Raw genomic sequence first — 26,301 nt, 5'->3', positions numbered from 1 at the left:
TTATGCATTTACAACGTTTAAATCCAGTAAGATAAGTTGTTGGTCACTATTCACTGAGTCACCTTCATTTACCAGAATATCTTTAATATAACAATCAGATGTTACCTTGTAATTACTTTGCATTTTCATTGCTTCAATTACAGCAACAGTATCTCCGGCAGCAACGAAATCACCTACTTTTACTGGTATTTTCACGATTTTACCAGGCATTGGAGATACAATTTTATCTTCTTGTCTTTCATCTTCTTTCTTTCTCAAACGAAGATATTTAGCCTTAGTGTCAACTATATCCACATTATATGAAGAAAAAAGAGTATTTACTTTGTAATTCTTACCGTTATCAGAACGGATTAATTCTGCATTATATGATTTGCCATCGTGAAGAATAGAGCAAGCTCCGTTCTCGGCCATGGTAACATCAACTTCATATTCAATTCCGTCAATTGTCAGACGAACAATATTGCCATCTTTTTCAATAAGTTCAATCTCTGCTATTCTGTTTCCAATACGTACTTCCATGTGTGCTTGTTTTAAATTCTCAATACTCCTTTATGCAAACCAAATTCTCTCCAGCGGCTGATAGGACGATTATCCGTTCCTTGACTTGAACTATTTTCTTCAAGATTCATCAGATAATCGATATATGCAGCAATCATTGCCACATTTTCTGTTTCTGTTCCGTCATCAGTAGAAAGACCTTTCTGAAGTCTTTCAGCATTCTTCTGGATAAAACCAGTATCATACTTCCCGTTTACAAAATCGGGAGTATCCATAATGCTTCTTAAATAACTGATATTAGTTTTAACACCGGTTATTTTATATTCGTGAAGCACACGACGCATACGTTCTATTGCATAAGTACGATTAACAGCCCACACAATCAGCTTACCAATCATTGGGTCATAATGGATAGGAATCTCATATCCCTCATAAACATAGCTATCAATACGAACACCTATTCCGTTAGGTTCTGTAATCTGACGAATCACACCCGGACAAGGCATGAAGTTAAATTCAGCATCCTCGGCACAGATACGACATTCAATAGCATGTCCTCTTTGCTGTATATCTTCTTGTTTAAGTCTTAACGGAACACCGTTAGCAACATGAATCTGCTCTTTTACCAAATCTACACCCAGAACCTCTTCAGTAATAGGGTGTTCTACCTGCAGGCGGGTATTCATTTCAAGGAAATAGAAGTTGCGATTCTTATCTACCAGGAATTCAATAGTTCCTGCTCCGATATAATTCACAGCTTTAGCGGCAGCAACAGCTGCATTTCCCATTTTTTCTCTCAATTCGGGAGTAACAAAAGGAGATGGACTCTCTTCAACAATCTTTTGATTGCGTCGTTGAACAGAACATTCTCTTTCACATAAATGAATTACGTTACCGTAATTATCACCTAGAATCTGGAATTCTATGTGATGAGGTTCTTCAACAAACTTTTCCAGATAAACAGTATCGTCTCCAAAAGAAGAAAGAGCTTCCGATTTAGCAGTTGTATATGCTTCTTCCACTTCACTTTCACTGTGAATAAGACGCATACCTTTACCACCGCCTCCCATAGAAGCCTTCAACATAACAGGATAACCAATTTTGTTGCAAACGTCGATTGCTTCGTTTACATCTTTCAGACTTTGTTCTGTTCCCGGTACTACAGGAACATTTGCCTTAATCATCTGTTTACGTGCAGAGATTTTGTCTCCCATCAAATCCATAGTCTCAGCATTTGGACCAATAAAGATGATGCCTTCTTCTTTACATCGACTGGCAAACGAAGAATTTTCAGATAAAAAGCCATAACCCGGATGGATAGCATCCACTTGATGAGCCTTGGCCACTTCGATTATTTTTTCGATATTAAGATAACTGTCTTTTGATGCAGCCCCACCTACACAGTAAGCTTCGTCAGCATATAAGACATGTTTAGCCGTTCTATCCGCTTCCGAAAATATAGCAATGGATTCAATTTCCATTTCTCTGCAAGAGCGCATTACTCTTACTGCAATTTCACCACGGTTAGCAACTAAGATTCTTTTAATCATATTTTCCATATTTGGTACAACAATTTGCTCCACCCAAAAGAATGGAACAATTCCAGTATAGTTTTCAAAAATTAGATTTAATAACGTCTGTTTTATTCCTAACCCACGAGGATATAAACTTTTAACGAATGGCAAGTCTTCTGACTCACTCTCATCTTGAATGCCTTCCCGACAAAAAGCCAGTGGCAAAAGTGTTTTCAAGATTCTTAAAACAGAGTTTCACAGCAGCGGGACTGTCCAGGATTTACACCTGATTCCCTTTTAATCGCAATCATAGTTGAACAATTGCAAACCAATTCGGGGACAAAGATAACAAATATGAATAATTTTGAAACATATTTAAAGAGAAAACATTATTTTTGCAAAAAACATACTCATATGATACAATCAATGACCGGATATGGGAAAGCCACTTTAACCCTGTCTGACAAGAAGATTAACGTTGAAATAAAATCACTAAATAGCAAAGCCTTAGACTTATCTACCCGCATTGCTCCTGCTTATCGTGAGAAGGAAATGGAAATTCGTAATGAACTTGCAAAAGTTCTTGAACGTGGTAAAGTCGATTTCAGCCTTTGGATAGATAAAGGAGAGGCAGATATTGTAACTCCAATAAACGCAGCAGTTGTTGAAGGATACTACAAACAAATCAAACAACTGTCTGATTCGCTTGATATTCCTATGCCTTCCGACTGGTTTAAGGTATTGCTTCGCATGCCGGATGTAATGACCAAGAATGATGTTCAGGAACTTTCTGAAGAAGAATGGGCAGAAGCACATCAGGCTATCGAGGAAGCAATTGAACACCTTGTTGCTTTTCGTAAACAGGAAGGGGAAGCTTTAGCGAAAAAATTCAGCGAAAAGATAGCAAATATCCGAGCTCTACTTGACTCTGTAGCGCCTCACGAAGCCGAACGAATTGAAAAGATTAAAACACGTATTACTGATGCGCTAGAAAAAACAGCCAGTGTTGATTATGACAAAAACCGTTTAGAGCAGGAACTCATTTATTATATTGAGAAACTTGACATAAACGAAGAGAAACAACGTTTGGCTAATCATCTTACATATTTTATAAACACTATGCAAGATGGCAGTGGTCAGGGAAAGAAACTTGGATTCATAGCTCAGGAAATGGGACGTGAAATCAACACATTGGGAAGTAAATCGAATAATGCAGAACTACAAAAAATTGTGGTTCAGATGAAAGATGAATTGGAACAAATAAAAGAGCAAGTTTTAAACGTAATGTAATTATGAGCGGAAAATTAATTATATTCTCAGCACCATCAGGCTCTGGTAAGTCAACAATGATAAATTATTTGTTAAAGCAGGGCCTTCGCCTTGCTTTTTCTATTTCAGCTACCAGCCGTCCACCAAGAGGGACCGAACAACATGGAGTAGAATACTTTTTCCTTTCTCCGGAAGAGTTTCGTAAACGTATAGAAAATGATGAGTTCCTGGAATACGAAGAAGTATATACGGACAGATTCTACGGAACTTTAAAAGCACAAGTTGAAAAACAACTGGCAGCAGGTGAAAATGTAATTTTCGATGTTGATGTTGTAGGCGGATGCAATATTAAGAAATTCTACGGCGACCGAGCACTCTCTGTATTTATTCAGCCACCTTCTATGGAAGAACTTCGCAAGCGACTGGAAGGAAGGGGCACGGACGAACCTGCAGTTATTGAAAGCCGACTTGCAAAAGCTGAGTTCGAATTGGGATTTGCAAACAAGTTCGACGTTGTGATTATTAACGATGTAATTGAAGAGGCACGTGCCAAAGCTCTGAAAGTAATTAAAGAGTTTCTGGATAAATAATTCTTCTATTTCTTCTGAGCTGAATATTTTATAATGAAAATTAAAACTGGTATTTTCGGGGGAACCTTTAACCCAATTCATATTGGGCACCTGGCACTGGCAAACTATATTTGCGAGTTCGAGGAACTTGATGAACTTTGGTTTTTGGTCACTCCACAGAACCCTTTGCGCAAGGGAGCTGATTTTCTTGATGACAACAAGCGGTTAGAGCTTGTAAAACTTGCGACAGAAGGTTATTCCAAATTCGTTGCTTCCGACTTTGAACTACATTTGCCCAAGCCATCTTATACATGCAATACGCTCGACGAACTAAAGAAAGCTTATCCTGACAGGGAATTTGTACTTATTATTGGCGCAGATAACTGGCTTATTTTCGATAAATGGAAAGATTATCAACGAATAATCGATGAGAATGAAATTTGGATATACCCTCGTCCGGGATCTTTTGTAGATAAATCAACTCTTCCTCCATCAGTAAAGCTTACTAATGTGCCGGAAATTGATATTTGTTCTACTTTTATCAGAGACGGAATAAAAAAAGGAAAGGATGTTAGATACTTTATGCATCCTGCTGTTTATAATAAGATTAAGGAAGAAGGTTATTTCTTGTAAGTACTCTATTTCGCCAATTATCCTCTTTTATCATTGCAATTGTTCCCTTTTGCACTTCAGAAATAAAAAAATGCAAAATCATCTACCCTATCTGCCACTAAATCCCTAAAAGTGCTTGCTATAAAGCCTTTCAGGTAGTGGAAGATGATTTTCCATCTGCCACTAAGTTTAAGTTATCTACCACTAAAATATTATGCTGAAACCAATATTTTATTTGAGAATATCCGTATAGTTACGTTTTTTCAAAAATTATTCGGCATTTCTTGTTAGACTATACTCCAATAATTTTTATTTATTGGAGTATGAATTTTATTTATAGAGGAATAAATCTAGTATGGATTAACAATTGCATTACACGTCATTTGCAATGCAATTCAATCACTACAATCTCACTCGGTGCAAACATTCGTAGTTTCTTTGATGAAGTACCTATCCCATTGGTAATAATTACCGGAATTCCGGCCGATGATTTCTTCTCCCCTTTCAAAAATCTCCGCCCATAATGAGAAGGAACTACCGGTGCATAAAGTCCCATAAGCGTAACTTGTCCGCCATGCGTATGTCCGGCTAAGGCAAGATCGGTATTCGACACGTCCACATCTTCCACATAATCGGGAGTATGGGTTAACAAAATAACAAAGTCTTCGGGTTTCAGAGCAAGAGTCGGCGAAATACCATTGTGTTTCAAGTCAAAAGGATTGCGCACTCCTGCTACAATAATCCGCTGATTCTCTTTTGATATTGTATCACAAGTATGTTCAAGTACACGCATCCCGTGTTTCTGCATTTCTGCAACAATTTCTTCATGACAACGCTCGTAATCATTGTTTCCCATTACTCCGACAATACCATATTTTGGCTGAACTTCCGCTAACCGATCAAAGAGTTCTGTTACATATTGGCAACCTTCCTGATAATCCCCTCCCATAAGCATCAAGTCGGGATTGATTGTTTGCAGTTGTCGAACCAATTGTATTAATCCCTTTTCCTGAAGAGCGCTTTTGTAATGCAAATCGGAAATGAAGGCAATCCGAAATCCATCAAATGCTTCTGGAATATCTTTGTGATAAAAGTCGTACTTATTCACATGCTGCGCACCCCGTCTGGAAAGGTTTTTAGTGGTGGAACAAGATACAAGGAATATCTCACAAACAAGAAGGCAAAATAAGAGGTGTTTAATTCTCATTTTATGGTTCATTTATTCAATAACAGAAACGATCTGCTACAAAAATACACCATATAAATCAAGAATCATCAGGTTGAAAAACTTTTTTAGGATAGAGTCTTTGTTTATTTGAGGAAAGAATCCATCGTTAATCATTTATCTACATAAAACAATTGATAAATATTTTCTATCAAATTGATTAACTAACAATTAAAAATTTATAAGTTTGCAGGATATAAAATATTGTAAATTATAGTACTTTGTTTTCTAAAAGATAAAACCATTATGAAAAAATCAACATTCCTTTTAGTCTTGTTTATTTTCTGTTTACCTGTAATGATACAGGCTCAGGAGGACGAAAGTGAGAATACTAAGAATTATCTGGTAGGCGCAGTTCCGGAAATAGACGGAAAAGTAGTGTTTTCCAAAGAATTTAACTTGCCTGGCTATACTAAAGATCAGGCTTTCGACAAGGTAATGAGCTGGATGGAAAAACGACTAAAAAAGAACAACAACACAAGCAGAGTGGTTTATTCTGATAAAGAAAAAGGTATAATAGTAGGATCCGGCGAAGAATATCTGGTTTTTAAATCAAGTTCTCTATCATTAGACCGCGCAGTGATTAAATATCAGATGACTGCTACATGCATGCCGGGGAAATGTATTATGAACATTGAAAGGATATTCTACGATTATGAAAATGATAAAAAGATACCGGCTGAGCTTCAAATAAGCGATAAAGAAGTATTGAATAAAGACAAAACTAAAATATTACGAGGCTATGCCAAGTTTCGTATAAAGACAGTTGATTTTGTCGATGACACATTTGCTCATTTACAAACAGCAATTGGAGCAAAACCTATTGCAACTCAAGTAGCAGAAGCAGCTCCTTCTGTTGCAGCGAAACCCGATGTAAGTTCTATCCCTGCCATCTCTACAAGTAACGAAACACCTTCTGCTACCAATGAAATGGCCGGATATAAAAAGATAGCACCGGATAAGATTCCGGGGAATATTGTCAAGATGCTTTCTGAAGACTGGATGTTGATAACAGCCGGCGACAAAGATAAATTCAATATGATGACTGCCAGTTGGGGCGGATTAGGCTTTCTGTACGAAAAGCCTGTAGCTTTCTGCTTTATCAACCCAACCCGCTACACTTATCAGTTAATGGAAAATAAAGATACTTATACTCTGACATTCTATACGGAGGCTTACCGTGATGCACTGAAATATTGCGGTAGCAAGTCTGGTAAAGACACAGACAAAGTAAAAGGTTCGGGACTAACTCCAATCACTACTCCTGGTGGTAGCAAAGCTTTCTCTCAGGCATGGCTTATCATTGAATGTAGAAAAATGGTTGCACAGTCTTTACAAGCAGAATCTATTTCTGATAAAAGCTTAAAAGAAAACTGGACCGGCAAGCAAATGCATAAAATGTATATCGGTGAAATAATTAATGTTTGGGTTAAGTAAGGCACCTTAGGCAAAAGTCAAGGTTGATAATTGATTTTGATGGACAAATTTTATCAGCCTTGCAAAAGTGTGTTCTTCATAATAAAATCTGAAATAAAAATATTCCGGAAACATTTAACGGTTCCCGGAATGTTTTTTATGGTAAAGGTTATACTTATTCACATAATGTGAGTCTCATCTCTAAAGGTTTTTATAGTAAAGCAGAAAGAGAATGATGATTCTAAAGATATAAAGATTTTTAAAATTCCAGGTCGTTATTTTGTGTATCCCTTTTCTTTCATCCTTGCTTGAATCTTAGTAACGATAGAGGCACCCCAATTCTGTCCTACTTGAATTGCCTCGGAAGTTATTTTAGGAGTTACATCACTAATCTTTTTCCCGGCAGGAGATTCATAAAAAGCCAAAACATCCTCCAGTTCCTTTTGTGTTAAATACTTCTGATAGATAGGAGTCAGCATTTCCGTCATTTGGTTTACCACGTCATTTAGCAATTCCTCATTAACAGAATCCCAGAATTCTTTAGGAATATTCGGTGATTGGGTTTGAAATGGCTTAAGCATTTGAGGAACCATAGTCTGCATATTTTTCAGAGTATTAGTAGCTATCAGATATTTCTTCATAACCTGTGAATAAGAATCTACAGATTGTGCCATTGTAGTAACTGAGATAAATGCAAAAACAGCAAACAGAATTGTTTTCATTGACGAATGTTTCATAGTAGTTATTTAAATTTCAGAATAAGTTTATTAAAAAGAACTGTTATTATACTTAATTTAAGGACTTGGCAAAGATACTTATTTATCCGAATAAATTACATCTTATATTTACTTTCCGCCAAACAAAGATCACAAATCTTATTTTTCAATGTATCGTCCCTCGTTTTTTTCAGAATGATTGTATCTTTGTTCTGTTAAAAACGAGAAAGATGAAAGATATAAAAGATACAGTAAAAAAGAATTCTGCCAAAGCATGGCTGCTTGCTGCCCGCCCTAAAACATTGACCGGGGCAGTGGTGCCAATATTAATAGGAACAGGACTTGCCATTGCCGATGGGAAGTTTAATTGGCTTCCGGCACTGATATGTTGCTTGTTTGCTTTCCTTATGCAAATTGCATCCAACCTAATCAATGACTTGTTCGACTTCCTGAAAGGAACCGACCGTGAAGACCGCCTTGGTCCTGAACGGGCTTGCGCTCAGGGATGGATTTCTCCTTCTGCTATGAAGATAGGAATTATTATTGTGGTATCTCTGGCATGTGCATTAGGCAGCACACTTCTACTCTATGGCGGATGGTGGCTGATCATGGTAGGCATGGTCTGCGTTATCTTTGCTTTTCTATATACCACAGGGCCGTACCCTCTCTCTTATCACGGATGGGGAGATATTTTGGTCTTGTTGTTTTTTGGTTTTGTTCCTGTATGCGGAACTTATTATGTACAGGCTTTGACCATTACTCCCTCAGTGATTGTTGGTTCACTCATCAGCGGACTAGCCATTGACACTTTGCTTGTGGTTAATAACTATAGAGACCGGGAAGCTGATGCCTTGAGCGGAAAAAAGACAGTCGTGGTTCGTTTCGGAGAACCTTTCGGACGCTATCTTTATCTATTTTTAGGCATGATTGCCTGCTGGCTTTGCCTTTATTTTGTATTTGAAGGTCACTTATGGGCAGCCTTACTTCCTCAGTTTTACTTGGCTTCTCACTTCAAGACTTGGCAGCGATTGGTAAAAATACACAAAGGGAAAGAGCTAAATGTTATTTTGGGAGAAACATCCAGGAATATGCTTATTCTTGCTATGCTTTTATTTATCGGATTATCACTGGGATAAAAATAATAATCAAAAGGAATAATTATAAATTAGCCGTTTACTTTTTTGCGTTTGATATACATCTAACACATATTATGATGTACATCAAACGATAGCGATGATATACATCAAAAGGGTGATTTGATATACATCAAAACAAAAACATGACTTTGAATTTTAATAAAGACTCATCGGGTTATTTTATAAAAGAAATGGGATACCTTAAAGCACCCCATCATTATAATATCATGAAACCTGTATTTAGATGAAAGCCGGAAATAATTTTCCCTCTTTTAACTGGTAATGCTGACCTGTTTCCGGACAAGTTGCTTCACCGTTTTCATCAAACAAAAGCCTGTGTCCGTATTCACTCACCCAACCAGTTTGATGTGCCGGATTTCCTGTTACCAATGCATAAGGCAAAACATCTTTGGTTACTACTGCACCGGCCCCAATCATGGCATATTCGCCGATTGTATTTCCGCAGACAATAGTAGCATTGGCACCAATAGTTGCTCCGTGTTTTACAAGTGTGGTGCGGAACTCCTCTTTCCTTTCAATAAAGCTACGGGGATTAATTACATTAGTAAATACACACGATGGTCCAAGAAATACATCGTCCTCGCAAATTACACCGGTATAAACAGATACATTATTCTGAACCTTCACATTGTTTCCAAGAATAACTTCCGGTGAAATAACTACGTTCTGCCCTATATTGCAGTTATTGCCCAGCTCGCACCCAGTCATCAGATGTGAGAAATGCCAGATCTTTGTCCCCTCACCTATCTGGCAACCGGGGTCTATCACTGCAGTTTCGTGAACAAAATAGTTATTCTCCTTGCTCTGCATATTCGCGTATCTTTTCTATAATAAAGTTTTGCACTTCTTCGGTCATTTCCGTATGAATGGGTAGAGAAAGTACTTGCTGGCAAAGCAACTCAGAGTTTGGCAGTTGTTCACCCTCTCGCACAATATCAGTGAAAGCTTCCTGCTCCTGTAGTGGAAGCGGATAATACACCATACTTGGAATTCCATGGGCGGCAAGGAATTTCTTCAGTTCATCTCGTTTGCCATTGGTAACTTTAATGGTAAACTGATGAAAAGTATGAGATGTATAAGGCATCTTCCGAGGAAGGAGAATTGAATTCAGATCTGAAAGTCCTTCATAATAGCGTTTCGCTACCAATTGTCTTTCCTCTATATAGTCGTTCAGATGATGAAGTTTCACACTCAGAATTGCAGCCTGAATGGTATCAAGACGGGAATTGCAACCTATTACATCGTGAACATATTTTTTGGACTGACCATGACTGGCAATCATTTTAGCACGGAAAGCCAAATCGTCATCATTCGTCATCAGTGCACCACCGTCTCCCATACAACCCAAATTCTTGGTCGGGAAAAAAGATGTGCATCCGAAGTGGCCCATTGTTCCGGCTTGCTGTTCTTTTCCTTCGGAGAAAGAATAAACAGAACCAAGGGACTGAGCATTGTCTTCAATAACAAACAAATCATTAGCCTCAGCCAATAGAAGAATCTCTTCCATCGGACAACTTTGTCCAAACAAGTGGACCGGGATTATAGCTTTTGTTTTTGGAGTAATCGCCTTTTGAATATGAGCAGCCGTTACATTAAACGAGTCATAGTCCACATCCACCATCACCGGAACCAGTCCCAGCAAAGCAACCACCTCGGCTGATGCAATATAAGTAAAGGCAGGAACAATAACTTCGTCTCCGGGTTGGAGCCCAAGTGCCATTAATGCTATCTGAAGAGCATCGGTACCATTGGCCACGGGAATAACATGGCGTACTCCCGTATAACTTTCTAAATCAGTTGCAAATTCCCCAACCTGCAGACCATTTATAAATGCGCTGGAATCAATCACACTCTGTATAGCATTATCAATTTCCGGCTTAATTCTCAGATACTGACCTTTAAGGTCTACCATGGGGATTTGCGAGTCGGGGTCTATCATTTGTTTCCGTACATTTTTTCGTAGTACTTCTGATAATCTCCGCTGGTAACTTCTTCTACCCAGCCTTGATTCTCCAGATACCACTTTATTGTTTTAACAATTCCAACTTCGAACTTAGTCTCGGGATACCAGCCAAGTTCATTGGTTATCTTAGTAGGGTCAATGGCATATCGCTGATCGTGACCAAGACGGTCTTTCACAAATGTAATCAGTGATTCATTAATCCAATCAATAGAGAGTTCACCTTTTTCGTTATATTCCTTTTTCTTAAGCACATCGCGATAAGCCGCATTCTCAGTCATCATCTGGTGAATAGTAGCAATAGTCAGCTTCACAATTTCAATATTTTGTTTTTCATTGTGTCCGCCTACATTATAAACCTCTCCCACTCTGCCTTTGCGAACAACTAAATCGATTGCTTTGCAATGGTCTTCCACATACAACCAGTCGCGCACATTCTTGCCATCTCCATAAACAGGAAGATTCTTTCCTTCGAGAATATTCTTTATAATAAGTGGAATTAGCTTTTCAGGGAAATGGTAAGGACCATAGTTATTTGAACAACGGGTAATACTTACCGGCATTTTATAAGTATCAAAGTAAGCCATTACAAACATATCGGCACTAGTCTTTGAAGCGCTGTAAGGGCTATGAGGACAAAGAGGAGTAGTTTCGTGGAAAAATCCTTCAGCTCCAAGGCTACCATAAACTTCATCAGTAGAAACCTGATGAAAACGTACACCTTCTCTCCATGTTGGATAACCTTGTTCGTCTTTACCAGTCACCCAACAACGGCGAGCAGCATCCAGTAGATTCTGCGTTCCAAGGATATTAGTCATCAGGAACAACTGAGGGTTTTCAATACTTCTGTCCACGTGACTTTCTGCAGCAAAGTTTACCACATAGTCGAACTGATATTGAGCAAATAGCTTATCAGCAAGTTCGCGGTCACAGATATCACCCTTTACAAATTCGCAACGAGTGTTATCTATATCTCCGGCAATAGTACCCAGGTTACCTGCATAAGTAAGCAAGTCGAGCACTACAACTTTAACATCATTATGTTTGGCAAGAATATATTTCAGATAGTTAGCACCGATAAATCCGGCAGCCCCTGTCACCAAATAAGTTTTCATATATAATTATTTTGTTTTTGCTAATTCAAGGAGGTATTTACCATACTCAGTTTTTGATAATTGCTGTCCAAGCTTATTCAACTGCTCAGTTGAAATCCAGCCATTACGCCATGCAATTTCTTCAATGCAGCTCACATAAAATCCCTGACGGTTCTGAATGGTTGCCACAAAGTTTGAAGCTTCGAGCAAACTGTCACAGTTTCCTGTATCTAGCCATGCAAATCCACGGCCAAAAAGTTCTACTTTTAAAGTTCCCTCTTCCAGATATAATTTATTCAGATCAGTAATTTCATATTCACCACGGGCAGAAGGTTGCAGACCTGCAGCTTTCTCTGTAACGGTTGAGTCGTAAAAATAAAGACCGGGAACCGCATAATTGCTCTTTGGGTTTTCGGGTTTCTCTTCCAGAGAGATAACTTTTCCGGTTTCATCAAACTCTGCCACCCCATAAGCACGAGGATCTTTTACATAATAACCAAAGATACATGCACCTTTATTAATGCTTGCCGCACGATGAAGCATAGATGAAAAACCTTGTCCGTAGAACATATTATCACCCAGAATCAAACATCCCGGTTCGCCATTCAGGAATTCAGCACCCAAAACAAAAGCCTGTGCCAATCCGTTTGGTTTTTCCTGAATTTTATATTCAAATTTCATACCAAGTTCTTCGCCTGTTCCCAGCAAGTCTCTAAACATAGGAAGATCGCGAGGAGTAGAAATAACCAAAACTTCACGAATTCCAGCCAGCATCAATGTAGACAACGGGTAATAAATCATCGGCTTATCATACACCGGCATGATTTGTTTTGATATGGCTTTGGAAAGCGGATAAAGACGAGTTGCACTTCCTCCGGCAAGAATTATTCCTTTCATAGATTACTTTGTTTATTATTAAACGCAAATTACGGAAAGATATTTGATATTGCAAAATAATTTAACGATAGATAAAGCAGTTTCTAGTAGAATCTAACGTTTTTAGAAATAAAATAATACATTTGCACATAACAAAATCTTAAGCTATGAAATATTTATTACGTACAATGATTGTCTTAGCTATCTTCCTTGGCATGGGATGTGATTGCGAAGGTTATTGGGATGAAGAGCCCGAATACAGAAGTTGCAAGCTGACCGATTTCGAGCTTCATCATATGAATAATGAGGGCAAACAACCAGTTGAGGCCACCTCAGCCGGAATAAAAAAAGAGGCATATATATTGCGAATAGACTTAATTACGGACTCTTTAATCAGAGCTAATAATTATTACTATTATAAGTTAGAAGATGGAATTATCAAACTAGACATTAACACTATAAATACTTTTAATCAAGATTATCCTGCCGGAGCAGATATAAGACCTTGCTTTACAAATTACCCAAGAACGATAGAACAAGATATTTGGGATTATACTCAAAAAGGAGACACTATCAATATAATGACAGGTTCTAAAATTTATCTGGCTTTACGAACCATTCCTCAAGCCGGTTTACACTCCTTTAAGGTTACACTGACCTTGGCTAGCGGAAAAAAGATAGAAAAAGAAACAACTCCAATTGCTTTACACTAATTTAATCATCATGAGAAAAATAATTATATTGATTCTTTTCTTTTTGCCGGCTATACTGCAAGCACAAACAGAAAGTCCCAAACGCATGATAATAGATATGACAACCGGTATCAATGTGAATTTGTTTGATCCAAAGTTTGGCAATGCTTCAGATTGTCTGTTAAGTACCAAAACAATATCCCCTTTCATTAAAGGTAGGTTTAGTTATTTCTTTAGTTCTCAATGGGGAGCATTCGTCGATTTAAAATTAGCATCGGCAACCCATTCGGGAAAAGATTATTCAAACATGATACCAAACCTTTATTATAATCTGGGAGATGATTTCAATGAAAATAAAAGTACAACTCTCCATGATGGGAGCATTGGAGGGACATACCGCATTGAAAATAAAAATTGGTCTATCCGTACCAGATTGGGGGTAGGTATAGGAGAAATACTCGTCAAGAATCCATGCTTCAATATAAAAGAAAAAGGAAGTAACAATCTTTATTATATAAGATATACCGCAGGCGACAGTTATCTGGAAATCGATGACCTTCCTTTCATAAATCCAGGCATTAGCCTGAGTTATAAGTATGATAATCTTCTTTTCAATGTGGATATTGATTACACCCAATTCATACAAAAAACCAGTTACACTTATGTACTTACTGACGCTTACACTCAAGAAGTTATTGAGAAAAGAAAGTTCGCTCCCAAAAGTCTTTCCGGTAATCTTGAGATTGGTTTAGGAGTCAGTTTTTGCTATTAATTATCCAGCCAGTTCAATAACCTCCAGATCTTTAAACTCCCCATTATCTATGACAAAACGAACCATGGTACGCACTTTGTGAAAGCCATAGATACCGGCTGCACCCGGATTAATGTGAAGCATACCAAGAGTTTTGTCATACTTTACTTTCAATATATGTGAATGCCCGCTGATAAATAATTTTGGAGGACGAACCAGAATACTTCCACGAATAGAAGGATCATAATTCCCGGGATAACCACCAATGTGCTTCATTAAAACTTCGGCGCCTTCAATGGTAAATCGGTTTATCTGAGGATAAGTCTTGCGAATATCCTGTCCGTCAATGTTCCCATACACAGCCCTTAAGGGGCGAAAAGCTGCCAGTTTCTCTGCAACTTCCATTGATCCTATATCTCCTACATGCCAAATTTCATCACAATTCTCAAAATATTTCAGGTATTTTTCATCCCAGTAACCGTGAGTGTCTGACAATAAACCAATTCTTACCATTTTTTTGCTATTTATGTCTGCAAATATACTATATTTACGGCAAAATAGCTGCTATGGAACATTCATATCAATACTTTAAACGCGATATTAGTTGGCTATCGTTTAATTATCGTGTGCTGCTGGAGGCTAATGACGACAAGCTTCCACTCTATGAACGTATTAATTTCATTGCTATTTATTCTTCTAACCTGGAAGAATTCTATAAAATACGTGTGGCAGACCATAAAGCGAATGTTTCAGGAGCCAGGACAGATGAAGAATCTATACAGGTTTCTCAGCAAATATTAGAAGATATAAACATAGAGGTAAATAAGCAGCTGGAAGAAAGAGTACGTATTTATGAACAAAAAATACTTCCTGAGCTTCGAAGAAACAATGTTATCTTCTATCAAAGTAAAGATGTGGAACCTTTCCACCAGGAGTTTGTTCGTAATTTCTTTAACGAAGAAGTGTTCCCATTCTTACAACCGGTTTTAATATCAAAAGGCGAAATAATATCTTTTCTGAGAGACAATAGATTATACCTTGCCGTTCGTTTATATAAGAAAAACAGCTCAATTGATAATCCTTCACGCGAGCAATACTTTGTTCTTAAAATGCCTTATAGTAAGGTTTCCCGCTTTATTGAACTGCCTCAGCATGATGGAAACTATTACTTAATGTATATTGAAGATATTATCAAAGCCAATATAGGAAGTATTTTCCCAGGATATGAAGTAGACAACTGTTACTGCATCAAGATATCACGAGACGCTGATATTCTTATTGACGATACTATAAGCGGAAGCATTGTGGAGCAAGTAAAAAAGAAGGTGAAGAAGCGTAAAATTGGAGCAGTATGCCGTTTTGTTTACGATCGCTCTATGCCTGATGACTTTCTTGAATTTCTGATAGATGCCTTCCATATAAACAGAAACGAATTGGTTTTAGGAGATAGCCATTTAAATCTTGAGGATTTAATTAAGCTACCCAATCCCAACAAACTCTTGCAAATAAATGAGAAGCCTCAGCCAATGAGACTTAATTGTCTGAACAGGCATTCTTCCATCTTTCAATACGTGAAGAAGAAAGATCTGCTGGTTAATTTTCCATATCACTCTTTTGAGCATTTTATCCATTTTCTTTATGAGGCTACACATGATCCGCTGACTAAAGAAATAATGGTTACTCAATATAGAGTAGCCGAGAACTCTGCAGTGATAAACACATTGATCAGTGCTGCCCAGAACGGAAAGAAGGTAACTGTATTTGTGGAACTGAAAGCTCGTTTTGATGAAGAGAATAATCTGGAAACAGCTGAAATGATGCAAAATGCAGGTATTAATATTATTTACAGCATTCCGGGATTAAAGGTACACGCCAAGGTGGCACTTGTACTGAGGCATAGTGATAAACAAGAGAATGTACCTAGTTATGCTTATGTAAGTACCGGTAACTTTAATGAAAAAACAGCAAAAGTTTATTCTGATATCGGCATTTTTACATCTAATAGTGAGATTGTGGAAGACTTGCATACTTTATTTCTTATTCTGGAAAAAAAGGTGGAACATCCACAATTTAAGCAGCTTTTGGTTGCGCGGTTTAACCTTATTCCGGAGCTCACTAAACTAATAAACCATGAAATAGAATTGGCTGAGCAAGGCAGAGGAGGCAAAATAATTCTTAAGATGAATGCCTTACAAGATCAGATTATGATTGATGAACTTTACCGTGCATCGGAACATGGTGTGGAAATAGAACTCATAATACGCGGAATTTGCTGTCTCATTCCCGGTCAACCATACAGCAAAAACATTCGCATAACCCGAATCGTGGATAGTTTCCTTGAACATGCCCGGGTATGGTACTTCCATAACGGAGGAGATCCAAAGGTGTTTATTGGTTCTCCCGACTGGATGAAGCGAAATCTCTACCACAGAATAGAAGCAGTTACTCCGATTCTGGATAAAAATTTAAAAAGAGATGTCATTGATATTCTGAATATTCAGTTAAAAGATAACCAAAAAGCCTGTTTTGTGGATGCCGACCTGCAAAACAAATTTAAATATAACCCATCAGAACCACCAATTAGGTCACAATATGCTATTTACAATTTTCTGAAAGACAAAAATTCACTACCTTTGCGCCCTAATTAGCAAAAATAAGAATGATTTCAGTAGACGGATTAACAGTAGAGTTCGGGGGAACCACCCTTTTCAGTGACGTTTCTTTTGTGATTAATGAAAAAGACCGTATTGCCTTGATGGGTAAGAATGGTGCAGGAAAGAGTACTTTATTAAAGATTCTTGCCGGTGCACGTCAACCCAGCCGAGGAAAAATTTCAGCTCCGAAAGATAGCGTGATTGCTTATCTGCCTCAGCACTTGATGACGGAAGACGGACGAACTGTTTTTGAAGAGACAGCGCAGGCTTTTTCTCACCTTCATGAAATGGAAGCTGAAATTGAAAAGCTGAACAAGGAACTTGAAACAAGAACCGACTACGAAAGTGACAGCTACATGGAGCTTATTGAAAACGTTTCTGCTTTAAGCGAGAAATTCTATGCCATTGACGCCACCAATTATGAAGCGGATGTGGAAAAAGCACTTTTAGGACTAGGTTTCATGCGTGAAGATTTCAACCGACAGACAAGCGATTTCAGCGGTGGATGGCGTATGCGTATTGAACTTGCCAAGCTCTTATTGCAAAATCCCGATGTTCTTTTATTGGATGAGCCTACTAATCACCTCGATATTGAATCTATTCAGTGGCTGGAAGATTTTCTTATTAACAGCGCCAAAGCTGTAATCCTTATCAGTCACGACCGAAAATTTGTGGATAACATTACCACACGTACCATTGAAGTAACCATGGGACGTATATACGACTATAAAGTTAATTACTCCAAATATTTGCAGCTTCGTGCAGAAAGACGCGAGCAACAGCAAAAAGCCTTTGAAGATCAGCAGAAAATGATTGCTGAGAATCAGGAATTCATCGAACGTTTTAAAGGTACATATTCAAAAACCAACCAAGTACAAAGTAGGGTTAAGATGCTGGAAAAGCTTGAGATACTTGAAGTAGATGAGGAAGATACTTCCGCTCTGCGTTTAAAGTTTCCTCCTTCTCCACGCTCTGGTAATTATCCTGTAACTATGGATGGTGTGGGCAAGACTTATGGTGAGAAGCTGATATTCAGCAATGCCAATCTAACTATAGAACGTGGCGATAAAGTAGCTTTTGTAGGAAAGAACGGTGAAGGTAAATCTACTTTAGTGAAGTGTATCATGAAAGAAATTGAGCATACCGGAACGCTAACTTTAGGACACAATGTACAGATTGGTTATTTCGCACAGAATCAAGCTTCGTTGTTAGATGAAAATCTAACCGTTTTTCAAACCATTGACGATGTTGCTGTAGGAGATATCCGAAATAAAATACGCGATTTACTGGGAGCATTTATGTTTGGTGGTGAAGAATCAACGAAAAAGGTTAAGGTCTTATCGGGTGGTGAACGTACGCGACTGGCTATGATTAAGTTATTGCTTGAGCCGGTTAATTTGCTTATTCTCGATGAGCCAACCAACCACCTCGACCTGAAAACAAAAGATATTTTAAAATCGGCTTTGAAGGATTTCGACGGAACACTTATCGTGGTATCTCACGACCGTGATTTCCTTGACGGACTGGTAACCAAGGTTTATGAGTTCGGCAACAAGAAAGTTACTGAGCATCTATGCGGTATTTATGAATTCCTTGAAAAGAAGAAAATGGATTCATTAAATGAGCTTGAGAGAAACAAATAAAAAGAAATAAGCATGGTTGCTCAAACAGAATTCTCACTAAAAGCCAGACAAAGAGGTTTTCATTTGGTTACTCAGGAGATTATAAGAAATCTGCCTGAACTGCCAAAAACAGGATTGCTTCATTTGTTTATCAAGCATACTTCTGCAGCTTTGAGCATTAATGAAAATGCCGATCCTGATGTGCGAACAGATTTAGAATCCACATTCAATCGCCTGGTTAAAGAAAGAGAACCCTATTATGAACATGTACTTGAAGGCGATGACGATATGCCTGCCCATACTAAGTCAACAATAGTTGGCTCAAGCATTACAATTCCTATAACCAACGGTCGGTTAAACCTGGGAACATGGCAAGGTATCTATCTTTGTGAATTCCGCAATTATGGTGGAGAAAGAAGGGTTGTTGCCACTGTAATGGGATAATTGGTGAATGGATTTAATTTATTGACCAATGATTAAAAATTATTGGGCAATGGATTTTATTTAATGGTCAATGATTAAAAAAACATTGGTGAATTATATTTCAAGCTCCCGCCTGCTTTTTGAAAGCAGGCGGGAGCTTGCCTTTTTTGCAAAACTCAGTTTATGGATTTCCAATTCAAGAATATAAGAAGCAAATTGGTGAGGGATCACAGCAAAAGTGAGGGATAAGTGATGGTTCATTTTCATCCCTCACTTTTACAGGAGTCTTATTTCCAGATAATTAAACTCAAAAAGTGAGAGGTGAGGGATGAAAATATTTTTTTATTGGTTCTTCGTCACTTTAGGTGCAAGATATTATATTGAGCCTCTTATTTCTGGTGTTTTGCAGACTTTTTATCAGATTCAATAAATGGCTTATCAAAAAGCATGTATAATCTTGATTGGATAAGTATTTGAGACTGTTTGCTTGCACCTAAAGTGACGAAGAACCTTTTTATTTGGAGAGGAGGATTTAGATATCTAATTACACATAAATCATCTTCTTAGTCATACCTCCATCAATGACCATGTTCTGACCATTGATAAAGTTATTATCCGGATCACACAAAAAGAGACATGCCCTGGCTATATCTTGAGGAGTTCCAACTCTTCCTGATGGATGTTGTTCATGATCGGCCACAGTCAGAGAATCGTAATCTTTTGTCTCAATCCATCCGGGACTAATACAATTAACCGTTATATGATATTTCGATAAAGAAACAGCCAAAGCATGAGTCAACGAAACAATTCCTCCTTTCGATGCAGCATATCCCTCAGTACCCGGCTCGCTCATTAAGTATCTGGTAGATGCAATATTAACAATGCGACCATAACGAGGTAATGGTTCCATTTCTGAACGATGTAATGCCAATAATCTGGAAGTAATAAAGACTGGTCGTAAATTAGTGGCAATAACTCGGTCAAATTGTTCAACTGTAACATCAAGCAATGAGGAAAATCCCCCAATACCAACATTGTTTATCAGGATATCAATATCGCCCCAATTGGCAAAAAGCTGTTTCATAACTTCCGTTAGTGCTTTCTCGTTTGTTACGTCAACTTTATAGAAGAGACTATTTTCTGACGAAAGAAAAGAAGAATCGGGTTCATTGATATCGCAAAAAGCAACATTTGCTCCTGCTGAAACAAAAGCCTCCACAATTCCCCGGCCAATTCCTTGTGATCCGCCGGTAACGAATACTCGCTTTCCAGACATTGTTTTCATAAGATGCAATTTATATTGTTAATGACTCAAATTCTGATCATCTGAATTATGAAAGAATATATCTTTGAACAAAATTAGATACAGCGAACTTCTTCAGGCAGATAGCCACTACGAATTCTCCATTCCTGTGGATATAGATTATTAGCCCGGTTACCTATATTTTTCACAAACCCTAGCGGTACATTTTTATATTGTAATAACAAATATCCTTTAGGAACTGTTGCATCCAACACTATAGCTTCTTTTCTTAAATAAGAGATAGCCTGTTCATAAGTCAGTTCACAAGAAGAGAATTTATTGGCATTCAATTCATTACTCATTGCCAAAGATTGGTGAGGTATGAGGTCTTTTCCTTTAACTTCACCTATAATTATACCGGAATGAACAACTCTTAACTGCTGGTACAGAAGACTGATTAATTCTGCATTGTTCTTCCGGCATGCAACGATAAAGTCACCTCTTCTTTCAAAATTAAAATCTTCAGGATGCTGAAGCCACAATTTCGTTTGTTGAGGAATCTCTAAAGGTTTTTCTTTTTTATTCTTTTTTGATGATTTAGTCCGCATAGGTTGAATTTCATCATCTCCTAACTTACGCAAGGCTGCAAGGAAAAAGCCTTCTCCTTTTGTTTTGTGAGGCAGAAAGCGATAAACAGGAGTATCTGTTCCGGCAAGGTTTCCCGTAATCCCCCATTCCTGAGGAACATCAACAGACAATGACTCTGCACCCAATTCTTTCTTTATCCATTCAATATTCTCTTCATCTTCCATCAGATTATAGGTACAAGTACTGTAGATAAGAATACCTCCCGGTTTCAGGGCAGACCATATATCTGCAATAATACGACGTTGGCGTTGATAGCAGATTGTTACATTTTCAGGGCTCCACTCTTCAATGGCACCAGGATCTTTACGGAACATTCCTTCGCCTGAACATGGCACATCAGTAAGAATCAAATCAAAGAGTGTACCTAAATCAGAGAAGTCGGCCGGATCGTTATTAGTAACAGCAACATCCGGATGCCCCCATTTTATAAGATTCTCAGCTAAAATTTGAGATCGATTACGAATAACCTCATTAGCAACAAGAAAACTCCCTTCCGGTAAAAGACTGCGGAGATGAGTAGATTTTCCTCCGGGAGCCGCACAAAGATCGAGTGCCACAACCGGTTCGGTTACATAGTTTCTAATAATCTGCTCCACAAACATAGAAGATGCCTCTTGTACATAATAGCAACCTGCATGAAACAATGGATCGAAAGTAAAAGTAAGACGTTCCCCTAAATAAAAACCGCTGGAACACCATGGTACATTCATAGTTTCATTGTGCAAAAAAGGCTTTGTTTTATTCACACGAATGCTCACTGGTGATTCTTCCTGTAATGCGCTTTCAAGGTTTGCATATTCTTCGCACAAAAGTGCTTTTGTTTGTTCTATAAAGGGTTGAGGTAGCTTCATCTGATTGTATTTATGGTGCAAATATACTTTATTCTCAATTTTTCTTATGGAAAAATAAAAAATAATTCGTCTATTTGCAACTTTCCATGCAACATGCTACGTCTAATAGTTGAAGTTTAAATAAATGAAGTATTAAACTAATTAAAACCAAAGAATATGAAACAATTTATGATTGCATTCATGATGATGTTCGCAGTTAGCATCTCAATGATGGGGCAAGCCTCACCAAAGAAGGCTACAGTTACAAAAGACACATCAAATGTTACGTTGACTGTGCAAAGCACATCTGCCGACTCAGCCGCAACTGATTCTGCAGCACAAAACTACAATGGTGAATTAAAGTCACTGAAAGAAGAGTTCCATGGAATTCCTTTTGAAGATTCTGAAGGACTATTAATTCCAATCGTAGCAATTATTTTTGGGTGCGCAGTTCCGGTATTGATCATTTTCTTCATTTTCTGGTATAGACATAAAGATAAACAAGCCCAATACCGCTTAGCAGAAAAAGCACTAGAGAATGGAAAAGACATTCCGGAAGGGTTATTTAAAGAAGTACAGGGCGCCACAGATGTCCATGCCAAAGGAGTTAAAAACGCTTTCCTTGGTTTAGGATTAGGTATCTTCCTCTGGGCATTGACCGGTGAATTTGGACTTGGATGTATTGGCTTTATGGTTATGTTTATGGGTATTGGACAAATTGTAATCCATTATACACAAAACAAGCAGAAACCTTTAGAAAAGAATAATCCAGAACAAAAGTCAGACGAAGAATGAGCCTATTGAACGATATATCGTTAGTCGCACAGGTCGTGGTGTTTAAAAACACCAAGGCCTTCGACACGTTGGTTAAGAAATACCAATCGCAAGTTCGAAGGTTTTTCCTTAATCAGACATTGGGCGACAGCGAATTAAGTGACGATTTGGCACAGGATACATTTATTAAAGCCTATACAAATATATCATCCTTTAAAAATCTTTCAAATTTCTCAACCTGGCTTTACAGAATTGCATATAATGTCTTTTATGATTATATTCGCAGCCGTAAAGAGACATCTGAAATTGACGCACGGGAAGTAGATGCTATGCACTGCACAGAGCAAGAGAATGTGGGAGAAAAGATGGATATTTATAAGTCACTCAAGATGCTAAAAGAAGTGGAACGAACCTGCATCACATTATTCTACATGGAGGATGTGAGTATCGATAAGATAGCAGGGATTATTGGAAGCCCGACAGGTACAGTAAAATCACACTTGTCAAGAGGCAAAGAAAAATTAGCGATTTACTTAAAACAAAATGGTTATGACAGAAATTGATGATAAAATGATTAGCCAATTCTTCCAGAATGAGAAGAAGGAGATTAAAGATAATGGCTTTTCTAACAGAGTTATGCGCCATTTACCCAACCGGGTAGATAAACTTTCAAATATGTGGGCAGCATTCTGTACTGCTGTTGCTATTATTTTATTCTTTGTATTCAATGGCCTGGAAGCAATACTCAATATATTGCGCGAAGCATACAATGGAACAATGCAAAGCAGTATTGCACATCTTGATCTAAAATCATTACTTATTGCCGCTATAGTACTTATAAGTCTGGGGGTAAAAAAAGTTTGCTATTCTGACTAAAAATAGTTATAAAAAAAGATAATATTTACTTTTTTTTGCATATATTTGCGGTATACACTTGAATTGATACTGATGAATTATATGCTGCAACAGAGAGGAAGTACTTTTTTCATTTGTATTTTATGTTTATTCATTGTTAGCTGCCACACTAAAAATAGTGAAAAAACAGCTGACAAATATGCTTATGCAGACTCTTTAACAGAACATTTTAAAGAACTGGCATTAGAACATCCGGATCTTGTAAGACAAAAACTACTAAAAGTCAGACAAGTAATTAAAGACAGTATCAATTACTACAAAGTAACTCAGAATATAAGCTATACCTGTTTTTTTGATAACAAAATAGACTCTGCACTACTGTTAAATAATAAAGTTATTCATTTTTGTAATAAGAACCTATCAGATACAACAAGACTTAATAAGTTAGAAACTGAGACCTATTATAATAGAGGTCTTTATCTTTCAATTATAAGTAATTTTGATTCTGCACAATATTATTTGAATAAAGCATATATAAAAGCTGTTAAGACAAAAGATTATAATACGTTAGTGAATATTTGCATTCGAATTGCTTACAACTATATATCACAAGGGAATTATACGTCATCAGCTGTTTACTATAAAAGAGCACAAGAAACAGCCAATATTTTAAGCGACAACAGCGAAGCATATTTCTTAATTCAGACAGGATTGGCCAAGGTCTATTTGAGTCTTAATAATTATAACCAATCTAATATTTATTTCAATTTTGCTGAGAAAAGATATAAAGAAATGCCACCATCCAGGCAATTTATTTTCGCCAGTTTACGAGCTAGCTATTACGAAGCAATTAAAAACTACAAAGATGCCCAGAGATGGTATAAAGAAGCAAATGTAAAAACTCAAAACTTTAAATTCAGCATTTACAGAGGAATTACAGAATGTAATGTAGGAAGTATTTATCTATTGCTCAATCAATCCGACTCAGCTAAGTATCATTTGGATAAAGCTAATTTATTTTTTTCCAAATCAAATCAAAATATAAATTATTCTTTTTATCTCAATGGTCTTTATGCCGAATTGGCATTACTAAAGAACGATTTAAGAAACGCACATAAATTATTAAACAAGAAATATGATTTATCAAAAATAGCCCTTCAATATATTCATCTTTACAATAAGAGATTAGAATTATATTACGAAAAAAAATGCGATTTTCATAATGCATATTATTATAGAACAAAAGTTGATAATTATAATGATTCTGTCCGAAGAACAACACTGTCTAGCGCAATTTCAGAACTAACCACCCGATATAGTCAAGACACCAGCAAACTTAAACACAACATCATTCTTTCAGAAAACAAAGCTGATCTGCAGAAAATGAGATTGATAAGTATACTCTCATTATCTTTATTAATAACTGGTGCAATAATAATCGGCATTGCAATTCATTTAAATCGTAAAAAAAGAGAATCCAGATTTGCCAAGCAGTTCTCTACTATAGCTAAATTACGTATGGAAAACATTCGTAATCGGATTTCTCCGCACGTCTTGTTTAACATGTTAAATGCTGTAATGCCAACTTTCAAACAAGACGATAACCTTGTACACTTGTTCAGACTATTAGCTCAGTCGTTACGTAGTAACCTGATTGCTTCCGAAAAAATGGCTGTATCACTTGAAGAAGAAATTGAATTTGTAAAAAACTATATTGAATTCCGCAAAAATATCAATAGTAGAAAAGTAGATATCAATTGGAATATATCTCAGAATGTTCCCTTTGATACGTTAATTCCGTCAATGATTATCCAGATACCAATAGAAAATTCCATTAAATATGCTTTCAGAGAGGAGATGAAAGATGCACATATAAACATTGACATTTCTGCTGATAACAGTTTTCTTTATATCACTATTATTGATAACGGATCAGGGTATAACCCGGGAGCACATATTGGAGATAAAAACAGTACCGGAACAGGACTTAAGGTTATATTCCAGACTATAGAATTATTAAATCAAAAGAATCAGGAAAAAATGTTTTTCAATATTGAAGACATGAAGAACTTTTCACCCGATTTACATGGTACAAGAGTTACAGTTATTATTCCTTATAAATATAATTTCGAGCTATGAAAAAAACGATAACTACAATTATAGTCGATGACGAAAGTAATTCAATTGCAACATTAAGCAAAGATCTTGAAAATTATCCTGAAATTCAGATAATTGAAACTACTACATCTGTAGAAAAAGCAAAAAAAATAATCGTTCAGCACCAGCCCGATCTACTTTTTTTGGATATTGAAATGCCTAAAATGAATGGGTTTGAACTATTACACGAAATCCGAACGTTGATACATCCTGAAATGTATATCGTATTCTATAGTGCTTACGATAAATATGTGCTTGAAGCATTGCGTTCATCAGCTTTCGACTATTTAATGAAACCTTATCTGCCAGAAGAACTTTCAGCAATCATAGAGCGTATTAAAATGCAACCGGAGAAAGAAAGAACAAATATTGAACAATCTATTCTGCGCTTAATGAAAAATGATAAGAAATTTGCTCTGCAAACAATCTCAGGGCTATTATTTCTAAAAGCAAGCGAAGTTCTTTGTTTTCAATATATAGATGGATTTAGAAGCTGGCAAATAACAATGACCGATTTATCTGTACAGAAACTAAGAACAGGTATTATTGCCAAAGATTTACTTGCATTTAGCCCTTCATTCATGCAAATTAATCAGGAATGCATACTAAATGTTGACTATATCTCATCTATTGAGAATAAAACATTAAAATGCATTTTATACCCTCCATTCAATGATTTGGACATTCATGCTTCAAGAAGATATTATTCGAAATTAAAAGAACAATTAGAGATATTATAGAGGAAA

General features: G+C 37.0%; 26 protein-coding genes and 1 riboswitch. Of the genes, 15 read left to right on the top strand and 11 right to left on the bottom strand.

Annotated features, from left to right (window positions below; all coding sequences use genetic code 11):
• Together BUC21_RS09880 and accC are read right to left on the bottom strand one after the other, a co-directional pair.
• Complete coding sequence (locus BUC21_RS09880) at window positions 1-519, bottom strand: acyl-CoA carboxylase biotin carboxyl carrier protein subunit (protein ID WP_073401750.1); 519 nt, start codon at window positions 517-519, stop codon at window positions 1-3.
• A gap of 11 nt (window positions 520-530) precedes the next feature.
• Window positions 531-2,048, bottom strand: coding sequence for an acetyl-CoA carboxylase biotin carboxylase subunit (accC, locus tag BUC21_RS09875; RefSeq protein WP_073401806.1), 1,518 nt, complete (start codon window positions 2,046-2,048; stop codon window positions 531-533).
• 113 nt (window positions 2,049-2,161) lie between these two features.
• Window positions 2,162-2,361, bottom strand: a riboswitch (cobalamin riboswitch).
• A 65-nt stretch (window positions 2,362-2,426) separates the two neighbouring features.
• Here accC and BUC21_RS09870 point away from each other — a divergent pair.
• Genes BUC21_RS09870 through nadD form a run of 3 tightly spaced genes read left to right on the top strand, consistent with a single transcriptional unit; the run spans window position 2,427 to window position 4,483 of the window.
• Complete coding sequence (locus BUC21_RS09870) at window positions 2,427-3,302, top strand: YicC/YloC family endoribonuclease (protein WP_073401748.1); 876 nt, start codon at window positions 2,427-2,429, stop codon at window positions 3,300-3,302.
• Window positions 3,303-3,304: 2 nt separating this feature from the next.
• The gene (gmk, locus tag BUC21_RS09865; protein ID WP_073401747.1) at window positions 3,305-3,871 is read left to right on the top strand and encodes a guanylate kinase; all 567 of its coding nucleotides are present in this window, start codon (window positions 3,305-3,307) and stop codon (window positions 3,869-3,871) included.
• A gap of 33 nt (window positions 3,872-3,904) precedes the next feature.
• Window positions 3,905-4,483: a nicotinate (nicotinamide) nucleotide adenylyltransferase gene (nadD, locus tag BUC21_RS09860; RefSeq protein ID WP_175550514.1), complete on the top strand. Its 579-nt coding sequence runs from the start codon at window positions 3,905-3,907 to the stop codon at window positions 4,481-4,483.
• Between the two features lie 358 nt (window positions 4,484-4,841).
• On the opposite strand, the gene BUC21_RS09855 is transcribed toward nadD, so the two are convergent.
• Window positions 4,842-5,669 (bottom strand): metallophosphoesterase, encoded by an 828-nt coding sequence (locus tag BUC21_RS09855; protein WP_317043356.1) that lies wholly within the window; start codon window positions 5,667-5,669, stop codon window positions 4,842-4,844.
• Between the two features lie 264 nt (window positions 5,670-5,933).
• Between BUC21_RS09855 and BUC21_RS09850 the strand changes: the two genes are divergently transcribed.
• The gene (locus tag BUC21_RS09850) at window positions 5,934-7,124 is read left to right on the top strand and encodes a DUF4468 domain-containing protein (RefSeq protein ID WP_073401741.1); all 1,191 of its coding nucleotides are present in this window, start codon (window positions 5,934-5,936) and stop codon (window positions 7,122-7,124) included.
• Between the two features lie 254 nt (window positions 7,125-7,378).
• On the opposite strand, the gene BUC21_RS09845 is transcribed toward BUC21_RS09850, so the two are convergent.
• Window positions 7,379-7,825: a DUF2059 domain-containing protein gene (locus tag BUC21_RS09845; protein ID WP_073401739.1), complete on the bottom strand. Its 447-nt coding sequence runs from the start codon at window positions 7,823-7,825 to the stop codon at window positions 7,379-7,381.
• 224 nt (window positions 7,826-8,049) lie between these two features.
• On the opposite strand from BUC21_RS09845, the gene BUC21_RS09840 reads away from it, so the two are divergent.
• Window positions 8,050-8,955: a 1,4-dihydroxy-2-naphthoate polyprenyltransferase gene (locus tag BUC21_RS09840; RefSeq protein ID WP_073401737.1), complete on the top strand. Its 906-nt coding sequence runs from the start codon at window positions 8,050-8,052 to the stop codon at window positions 8,953-8,955.
• A 240-nt stretch (window positions 8,956-9,195) separates the two neighbouring features.
• On the opposite strand, the gene BUC21_RS09835 is transcribed toward BUC21_RS09840, so the two are convergent.
• Genes BUC21_RS09835 through rfbA form a run of 4 tightly spaced genes read right to left on the bottom strand, consistent with a single transcriptional unit; the run spans window position 9,196 to window position 12,927 of the window.
• Window positions 9,196-9,786 carry an acyltransferase gene (locus BUC21_RS09835; protein WP_073401735.1) on the bottom strand — a complete coding sequence of 197 codons (591 nt, stop codon included), beginning with the start codon at window positions 9,784-9,786 and terminating at the stop codon, window positions 9,196-9,198.
• Window positions 9,767-10,915 carry a DegT/DnrJ/EryC1/StrS family aminotransferase gene (locus BUC21_RS09830; protein WP_073401733.1) on the bottom strand — a complete coding sequence of 383 codons (1,149 nt, stop codon included), beginning with the start codon at window positions 10,913-10,915 and terminating at the stop codon, window positions 9,767-9,769. Before BUC21_RS09830 ends, BUC21_RS09835 begins: the two co-directional genes overlap by 20 nt.
• Window positions 10,912-12,051, bottom strand: coding sequence for a dTDP-glucose 4,6-dehydratase (gene rfbB, locus BUC21_RS09825; RefSeq protein ID WP_073401732.1), 1,140 nt, complete (start codon window positions 12,049-12,051; stop codon window positions 10,912-10,914). The genes BUC21_RS09830 and rfbB overlap by 4 nt, the downstream gene beginning before the upstream one ends.
• A 6-nt stretch (window positions 12,052-12,057) precedes the next feature.
• A complete protein-coding gene (rfbA, locus tag BUC21_RS09820) occupies window positions 12,058-12,927 on the bottom strand; it encodes a glucose-1-phosphate thymidylyltransferase RfbA (RefSeq protein WP_073401730.1) in 870 nt (289 codons plus the stop codon).
• A 146-nt stretch (window positions 12,928-13,073) separates the two neighbouring features.
• Here rfbA and BUC21_RS09815 point away from each other — a divergent pair, with 146 nt between their 5' ends.
• Together BUC21_RS09815 and BUC21_RS09810 are read left to right on the top strand one after the other, a co-directional pair.
• Complete coding sequence (locus BUC21_RS09815) at window positions 13,074-13,619, top strand: DUF5034 domain-containing protein (protein WP_073401728.1); 546 nt, start codon at window positions 13,074-13,076, stop codon at window positions 13,617-13,619.
• Window positions 13,620-13,629: 10 nt separating this feature from the next.
• A complete protein-coding gene (locus BUC21_RS09810; protein ID WP_073401726.1) occupies window positions 13,630-14,370 on the top strand; it encodes a hypothetical protein in 741 nt (246 codons plus the stop codon).
• Here BUC21_RS09810 and BUC21_RS09805 read toward each other — a convergent pair whose 3' ends face one another.
• A complete protein-coding gene (locus BUC21_RS09805) occupies window positions 14,371-14,862 on the bottom strand; it encodes a metallophosphoesterase family protein (protein WP_073401724.1) in 492 nt (163 codons plus the stop codon).
• A 53-nt stretch (window positions 14,863-14,915) separates the two neighbouring features.
• On the opposite strand from BUC21_RS09805, the gene BUC21_RS09800 reads away from it, so the two are divergent.
• Genes BUC21_RS09800 through BUC21_RS09790 form a run of 3 tightly spaced genes read left to right on the top strand, consistent with a single transcriptional unit; the run spans window position 14,916 to window position 19,069 of the window.
• Window positions 14,916-16,997, top strand: a complete 2,082-nt coding sequence (locus BUC21_RS09800) for an RNA degradosome polyphosphate kinase (RefSeq protein ID WP_073401722.1) — start codon at window positions 14,916-14,918, stop codon at window positions 16,995-16,997.
• Between the two features lie 11 nt (window positions 16,998-17,008).
• On the top strand, window positions 17,009-18,646 hold the full coding sequence (locus BUC21_RS09795; protein WP_073401720.1) for an ABC-F family ATP-binding cassette domain-containing protein: 1,638 nt from the start codon (window positions 17,009-17,011) through the stop codon (window positions 18,644-18,646).
• A gap of 12 nt (window positions 18,647-18,658) precedes the next feature.
• Complete coding sequence (locus tag BUC21_RS09790) at window positions 18,659-19,069, top strand: secondary thiamine-phosphate synthase enzyme YjbQ (RefSeq protein WP_073401718.1); 411 nt, start codon at window positions 18,659-18,661, stop codon at window positions 19,067-19,069.
• Window positions 19,070-19,592: 523 nt separating this feature from the next.
• Here the strand turns inward: BUC21_RS09790 and BUC21_RS09785 are convergent.
• On the bottom strand, window positions 19,593-20,324 hold the full coding sequence (locus BUC21_RS09785; RefSeq protein ID WP_073401804.1) for an SDR family NAD(P)-dependent oxidoreductase: 732 nt from the start codon (window positions 20,322-20,324) through the stop codon (window positions 19,593-19,595).
• 83 nt (window positions 20,325-20,407) lie between these two features.
• On the bottom strand, window positions 20,408-21,790 hold the full coding sequence (locus BUC21_RS09780; protein ID WP_073401716.1) for a methyltransferase RsmF C-terminal domain-like protein: 1,383 nt from the start codon (window positions 21,788-21,790) through the stop codon (window positions 20,408-20,410).
• A gap of 180 nt (window positions 21,791-21,970) precedes the next feature.
• Here BUC21_RS09780 and BUC21_RS09775 point away from each other — a divergent pair, with 180 nt between their 5' ends.
• From BUC21_RS09775 to BUC21_RS09755, 5 genes are all read left to right on the top strand, one after another.
• On the top strand, window positions 21,971-22,564 hold the full coding sequence (locus BUC21_RS09775) for a DUF6249 domain-containing protein (RefSeq protein ID WP_139261380.1): 594 nt from the start codon (window positions 21,971-21,973) through the stop codon (window positions 22,562-22,564).
• Window positions 22,561-23,106 (top strand): RNA polymerase sigma factor, encoded by a 546-nt coding sequence (locus BUC21_RS09770; RefSeq protein ID WP_073401712.1) that lies wholly within the window; start codon window positions 22,561-22,563, stop codon window positions 23,104-23,106. The genes BUC21_RS09775 and BUC21_RS09770 overlap by 4 nt, the downstream gene beginning before the upstream one ends.
• Window positions 23,093-23,419 carry a DUF5056 domain-containing protein gene (locus tag BUC21_RS09765; RefSeq protein ID WP_073401710.1) on the top strand — a complete coding sequence of 109 codons (327 nt, stop codon included), beginning with the start codon at window positions 23,093-23,095 and terminating at the stop codon, window positions 23,417-23,419. Before BUC21_RS09770 ends, BUC21_RS09765 begins: the two co-directional genes overlap by 14 nt.
• A 72-nt stretch (window positions 23,420-23,491) precedes the next feature.
• Complete coding sequence (locus BUC21_RS09760) at window positions 23,492-25,537, top strand: histidine kinase (RefSeq protein ID WP_073401708.1); 2,046 nt, start codon at window positions 23,492-23,494, stop codon at window positions 25,535-25,537.
• Entirely contained in the window at window positions 25,534-26,295 is a 762-nt protein-coding gene (locus BUC21_RS09755; RefSeq protein WP_073401706.1) for a LytR/AlgR family response regulator transcription factor, read from the top strand. The genes BUC21_RS09760 and BUC21_RS09755 overlap by 4 nt, the downstream gene beginning before the upstream one ends.
• The last annotated feature ends 6 nt before the right edge of the window (window positions 26,296-26,301 follow it).

The organism is Bacteroides luti (genome assembly GCF_900128905.1).
Lineage (GTDB): Bacteria > Bacteroidota > Bacteroidia > Bacteroidales > Bacteroidaceae > Bacteroides > Bacteroides luti.
The sequence above is the reverse complement of the archived record's forward strand: the minus strand, read 5'-3'. Positions and strand labels throughout refer to the sequence as shown.

Bases quoted from the DNA above. Each gene is read 5' to 3' on its own strand.
- BUC21_RS09880 (WP_073401750.1), bottom strand. From the start codon at position 519: ATGGAAGTACGTATTGGAAACAGAATAGCAGAGATTGAACTTATTGAA.
- accC (WP_073401806.1), bottom strand. From the start codon at position 2,048: ATGATTAAAAGAATCTTAGTTGCTAACCGTGGTGAAATTGCAGTAAGA.
- BUC21_RS09870 (WP_073401748.1), top strand. From the start codon at position 2,427: ATGATACAATCAATGACCGGATATGGGAAAGCCACTTTAACCCTGTCT.
- gmk (WP_073401747.1), top strand. From the start codon at position 3,305: ATGAGCGGAAAATTAATTATATTCTCAGCACCATCAGGCTCTGGTAAG.
- nadD (WP_175550514.1), top strand. From the start codon at position 3,905: ATGAAAATTAAAACTGGTATTTTCGGGGGAACCTTTAACCCAATTCAT.
- BUC21_RS09855 (WP_317043356.1), bottom strand. From the start codon at position 5,669: ATGAGAATTAAACACCTCTTATTTTGCCTTCTTGTTTGTGAGATATTC.
- BUC21_RS09850 (WP_073401741.1), top strand. From the start codon at position 5,934: ATGAAAAAATCAACATTCCTTTTAGTCTTGTTTATTTTCTGTTTACCT.
- BUC21_RS09845 (WP_073401739.1), bottom strand. From the start codon at position 7,825: ATGAAAACAATTCTGTTTGCTGTTTTTGCATTTATCTCAGTTACTACA.
- BUC21_RS09840 (WP_073401737.1), top strand. From the start codon at position 8,050: ATGAAAGATATAAAAGATACAGTAAAAAAGAATTCTGCCAAAGCATGG.
- BUC21_RS09835 (WP_073401735.1), bottom strand. From the start codon at position 9,786: ATGCAGAGCAAGGAGAATAACTATTTTGTTCACGAAACTGCAGTGATA.
- BUC21_RS09830 (WP_073401733.1), bottom strand. From the start codon at position 10,915: ATGATAGACCCCGACTCGCAAATCCCCATGGTAGACCTTAAAGGTCAG.
- rfbB (WP_073401732.1), bottom strand. From the start codon at position 12,051: ATGAAAACTTATTTGGTGACAGGGGCTGCCGGATTTATCGGTGCTAAC.
- rfbA (WP_073401730.1), bottom strand. From the start codon at position 12,927: ATGAAAGGAATAATTCTTGCCGGAGGAAGTGCAACTCGTCTTTATCCG.
- BUC21_RS09815 (WP_073401728.1), top strand. From the start codon at position 13,074: ATGAAATATTTATTACGTACAATGATTGTCTTAGCTATCTTCCTTGGC.
- BUC21_RS09810 (WP_073401726.1), top strand. From the start codon at position 13,630: ATGAGAAAAATAATTATATTGATTCTTTTCTTTTTGCCGGCTATACTG.
- BUC21_RS09805 (WP_073401724.1), bottom strand. From the start codon at position 14,862: ATGGTAAGAATTGGTTTATTGTCAGACACTCACGGTTACTGGGATGAA.
- BUC21_RS09800 (WP_073401722.1), top strand. From the start codon at position 14,916: ATGGAACATTCATATCAATACTTTAAACGCGATATTAGTTGGCTATCG.
- BUC21_RS09795 (WP_073401720.1), top strand. From the start codon at position 17,009: ATGATTTCAGTAGACGGATTAACAGTAGAGTTCGGGGGAACCACCCTT.
- BUC21_RS09790 (WP_073401718.1), top strand. From the start codon at position 18,659: ATGGTTGCTCAAACAGAATTCTCACTAAAAGCCAGACAAAGAGGTTTT.
- BUC21_RS09785 (WP_073401804.1), bottom strand. From the start codon at position 20,324: ATGTCTGGAAAGCGAGTATTCGTTACCGGCGGATCACAAGGAATTGGC.
- BUC21_RS09780 (WP_073401716.1), bottom strand. From the start codon at position 21,790: ATGAAGCTACCTCAACCCTTTATAGAACAAACAAAAGCACTTTTGTGC.
- BUC21_RS09775 (WP_139261380.1), top strand. From the start codon at position 21,971: ATGATGATGTTCGCAGTTAGCATCTCAATGATGGGGCAAGCCTCACCA.
- BUC21_RS09770 (WP_073401712.1), top strand. From the start codon at position 22,561: ATGAGCCTATTGAACGATATATCGTTAGTCGCACAGGTCGTGGTGTTT.
- BUC21_RS09765 (WP_073401710.1), top strand. From the start codon at position 23,093: ATGACAGAAATTGATGATAAAATGATTAGCCAATTCTTCCAGAATGAG.
- BUC21_RS09760 (WP_073401708.1), top strand. From the start codon at position 23,492: ATGAATTATATGCTGCAACAGAGAGGAAGTACTTTTTTCATTTGTATT.
- BUC21_RS09755 (WP_073401706.1), top strand. From the start codon at position 25,534: ATGAAAAAAACGATAACTACAATTATAGTCGATGACGAAAGTAATTCA.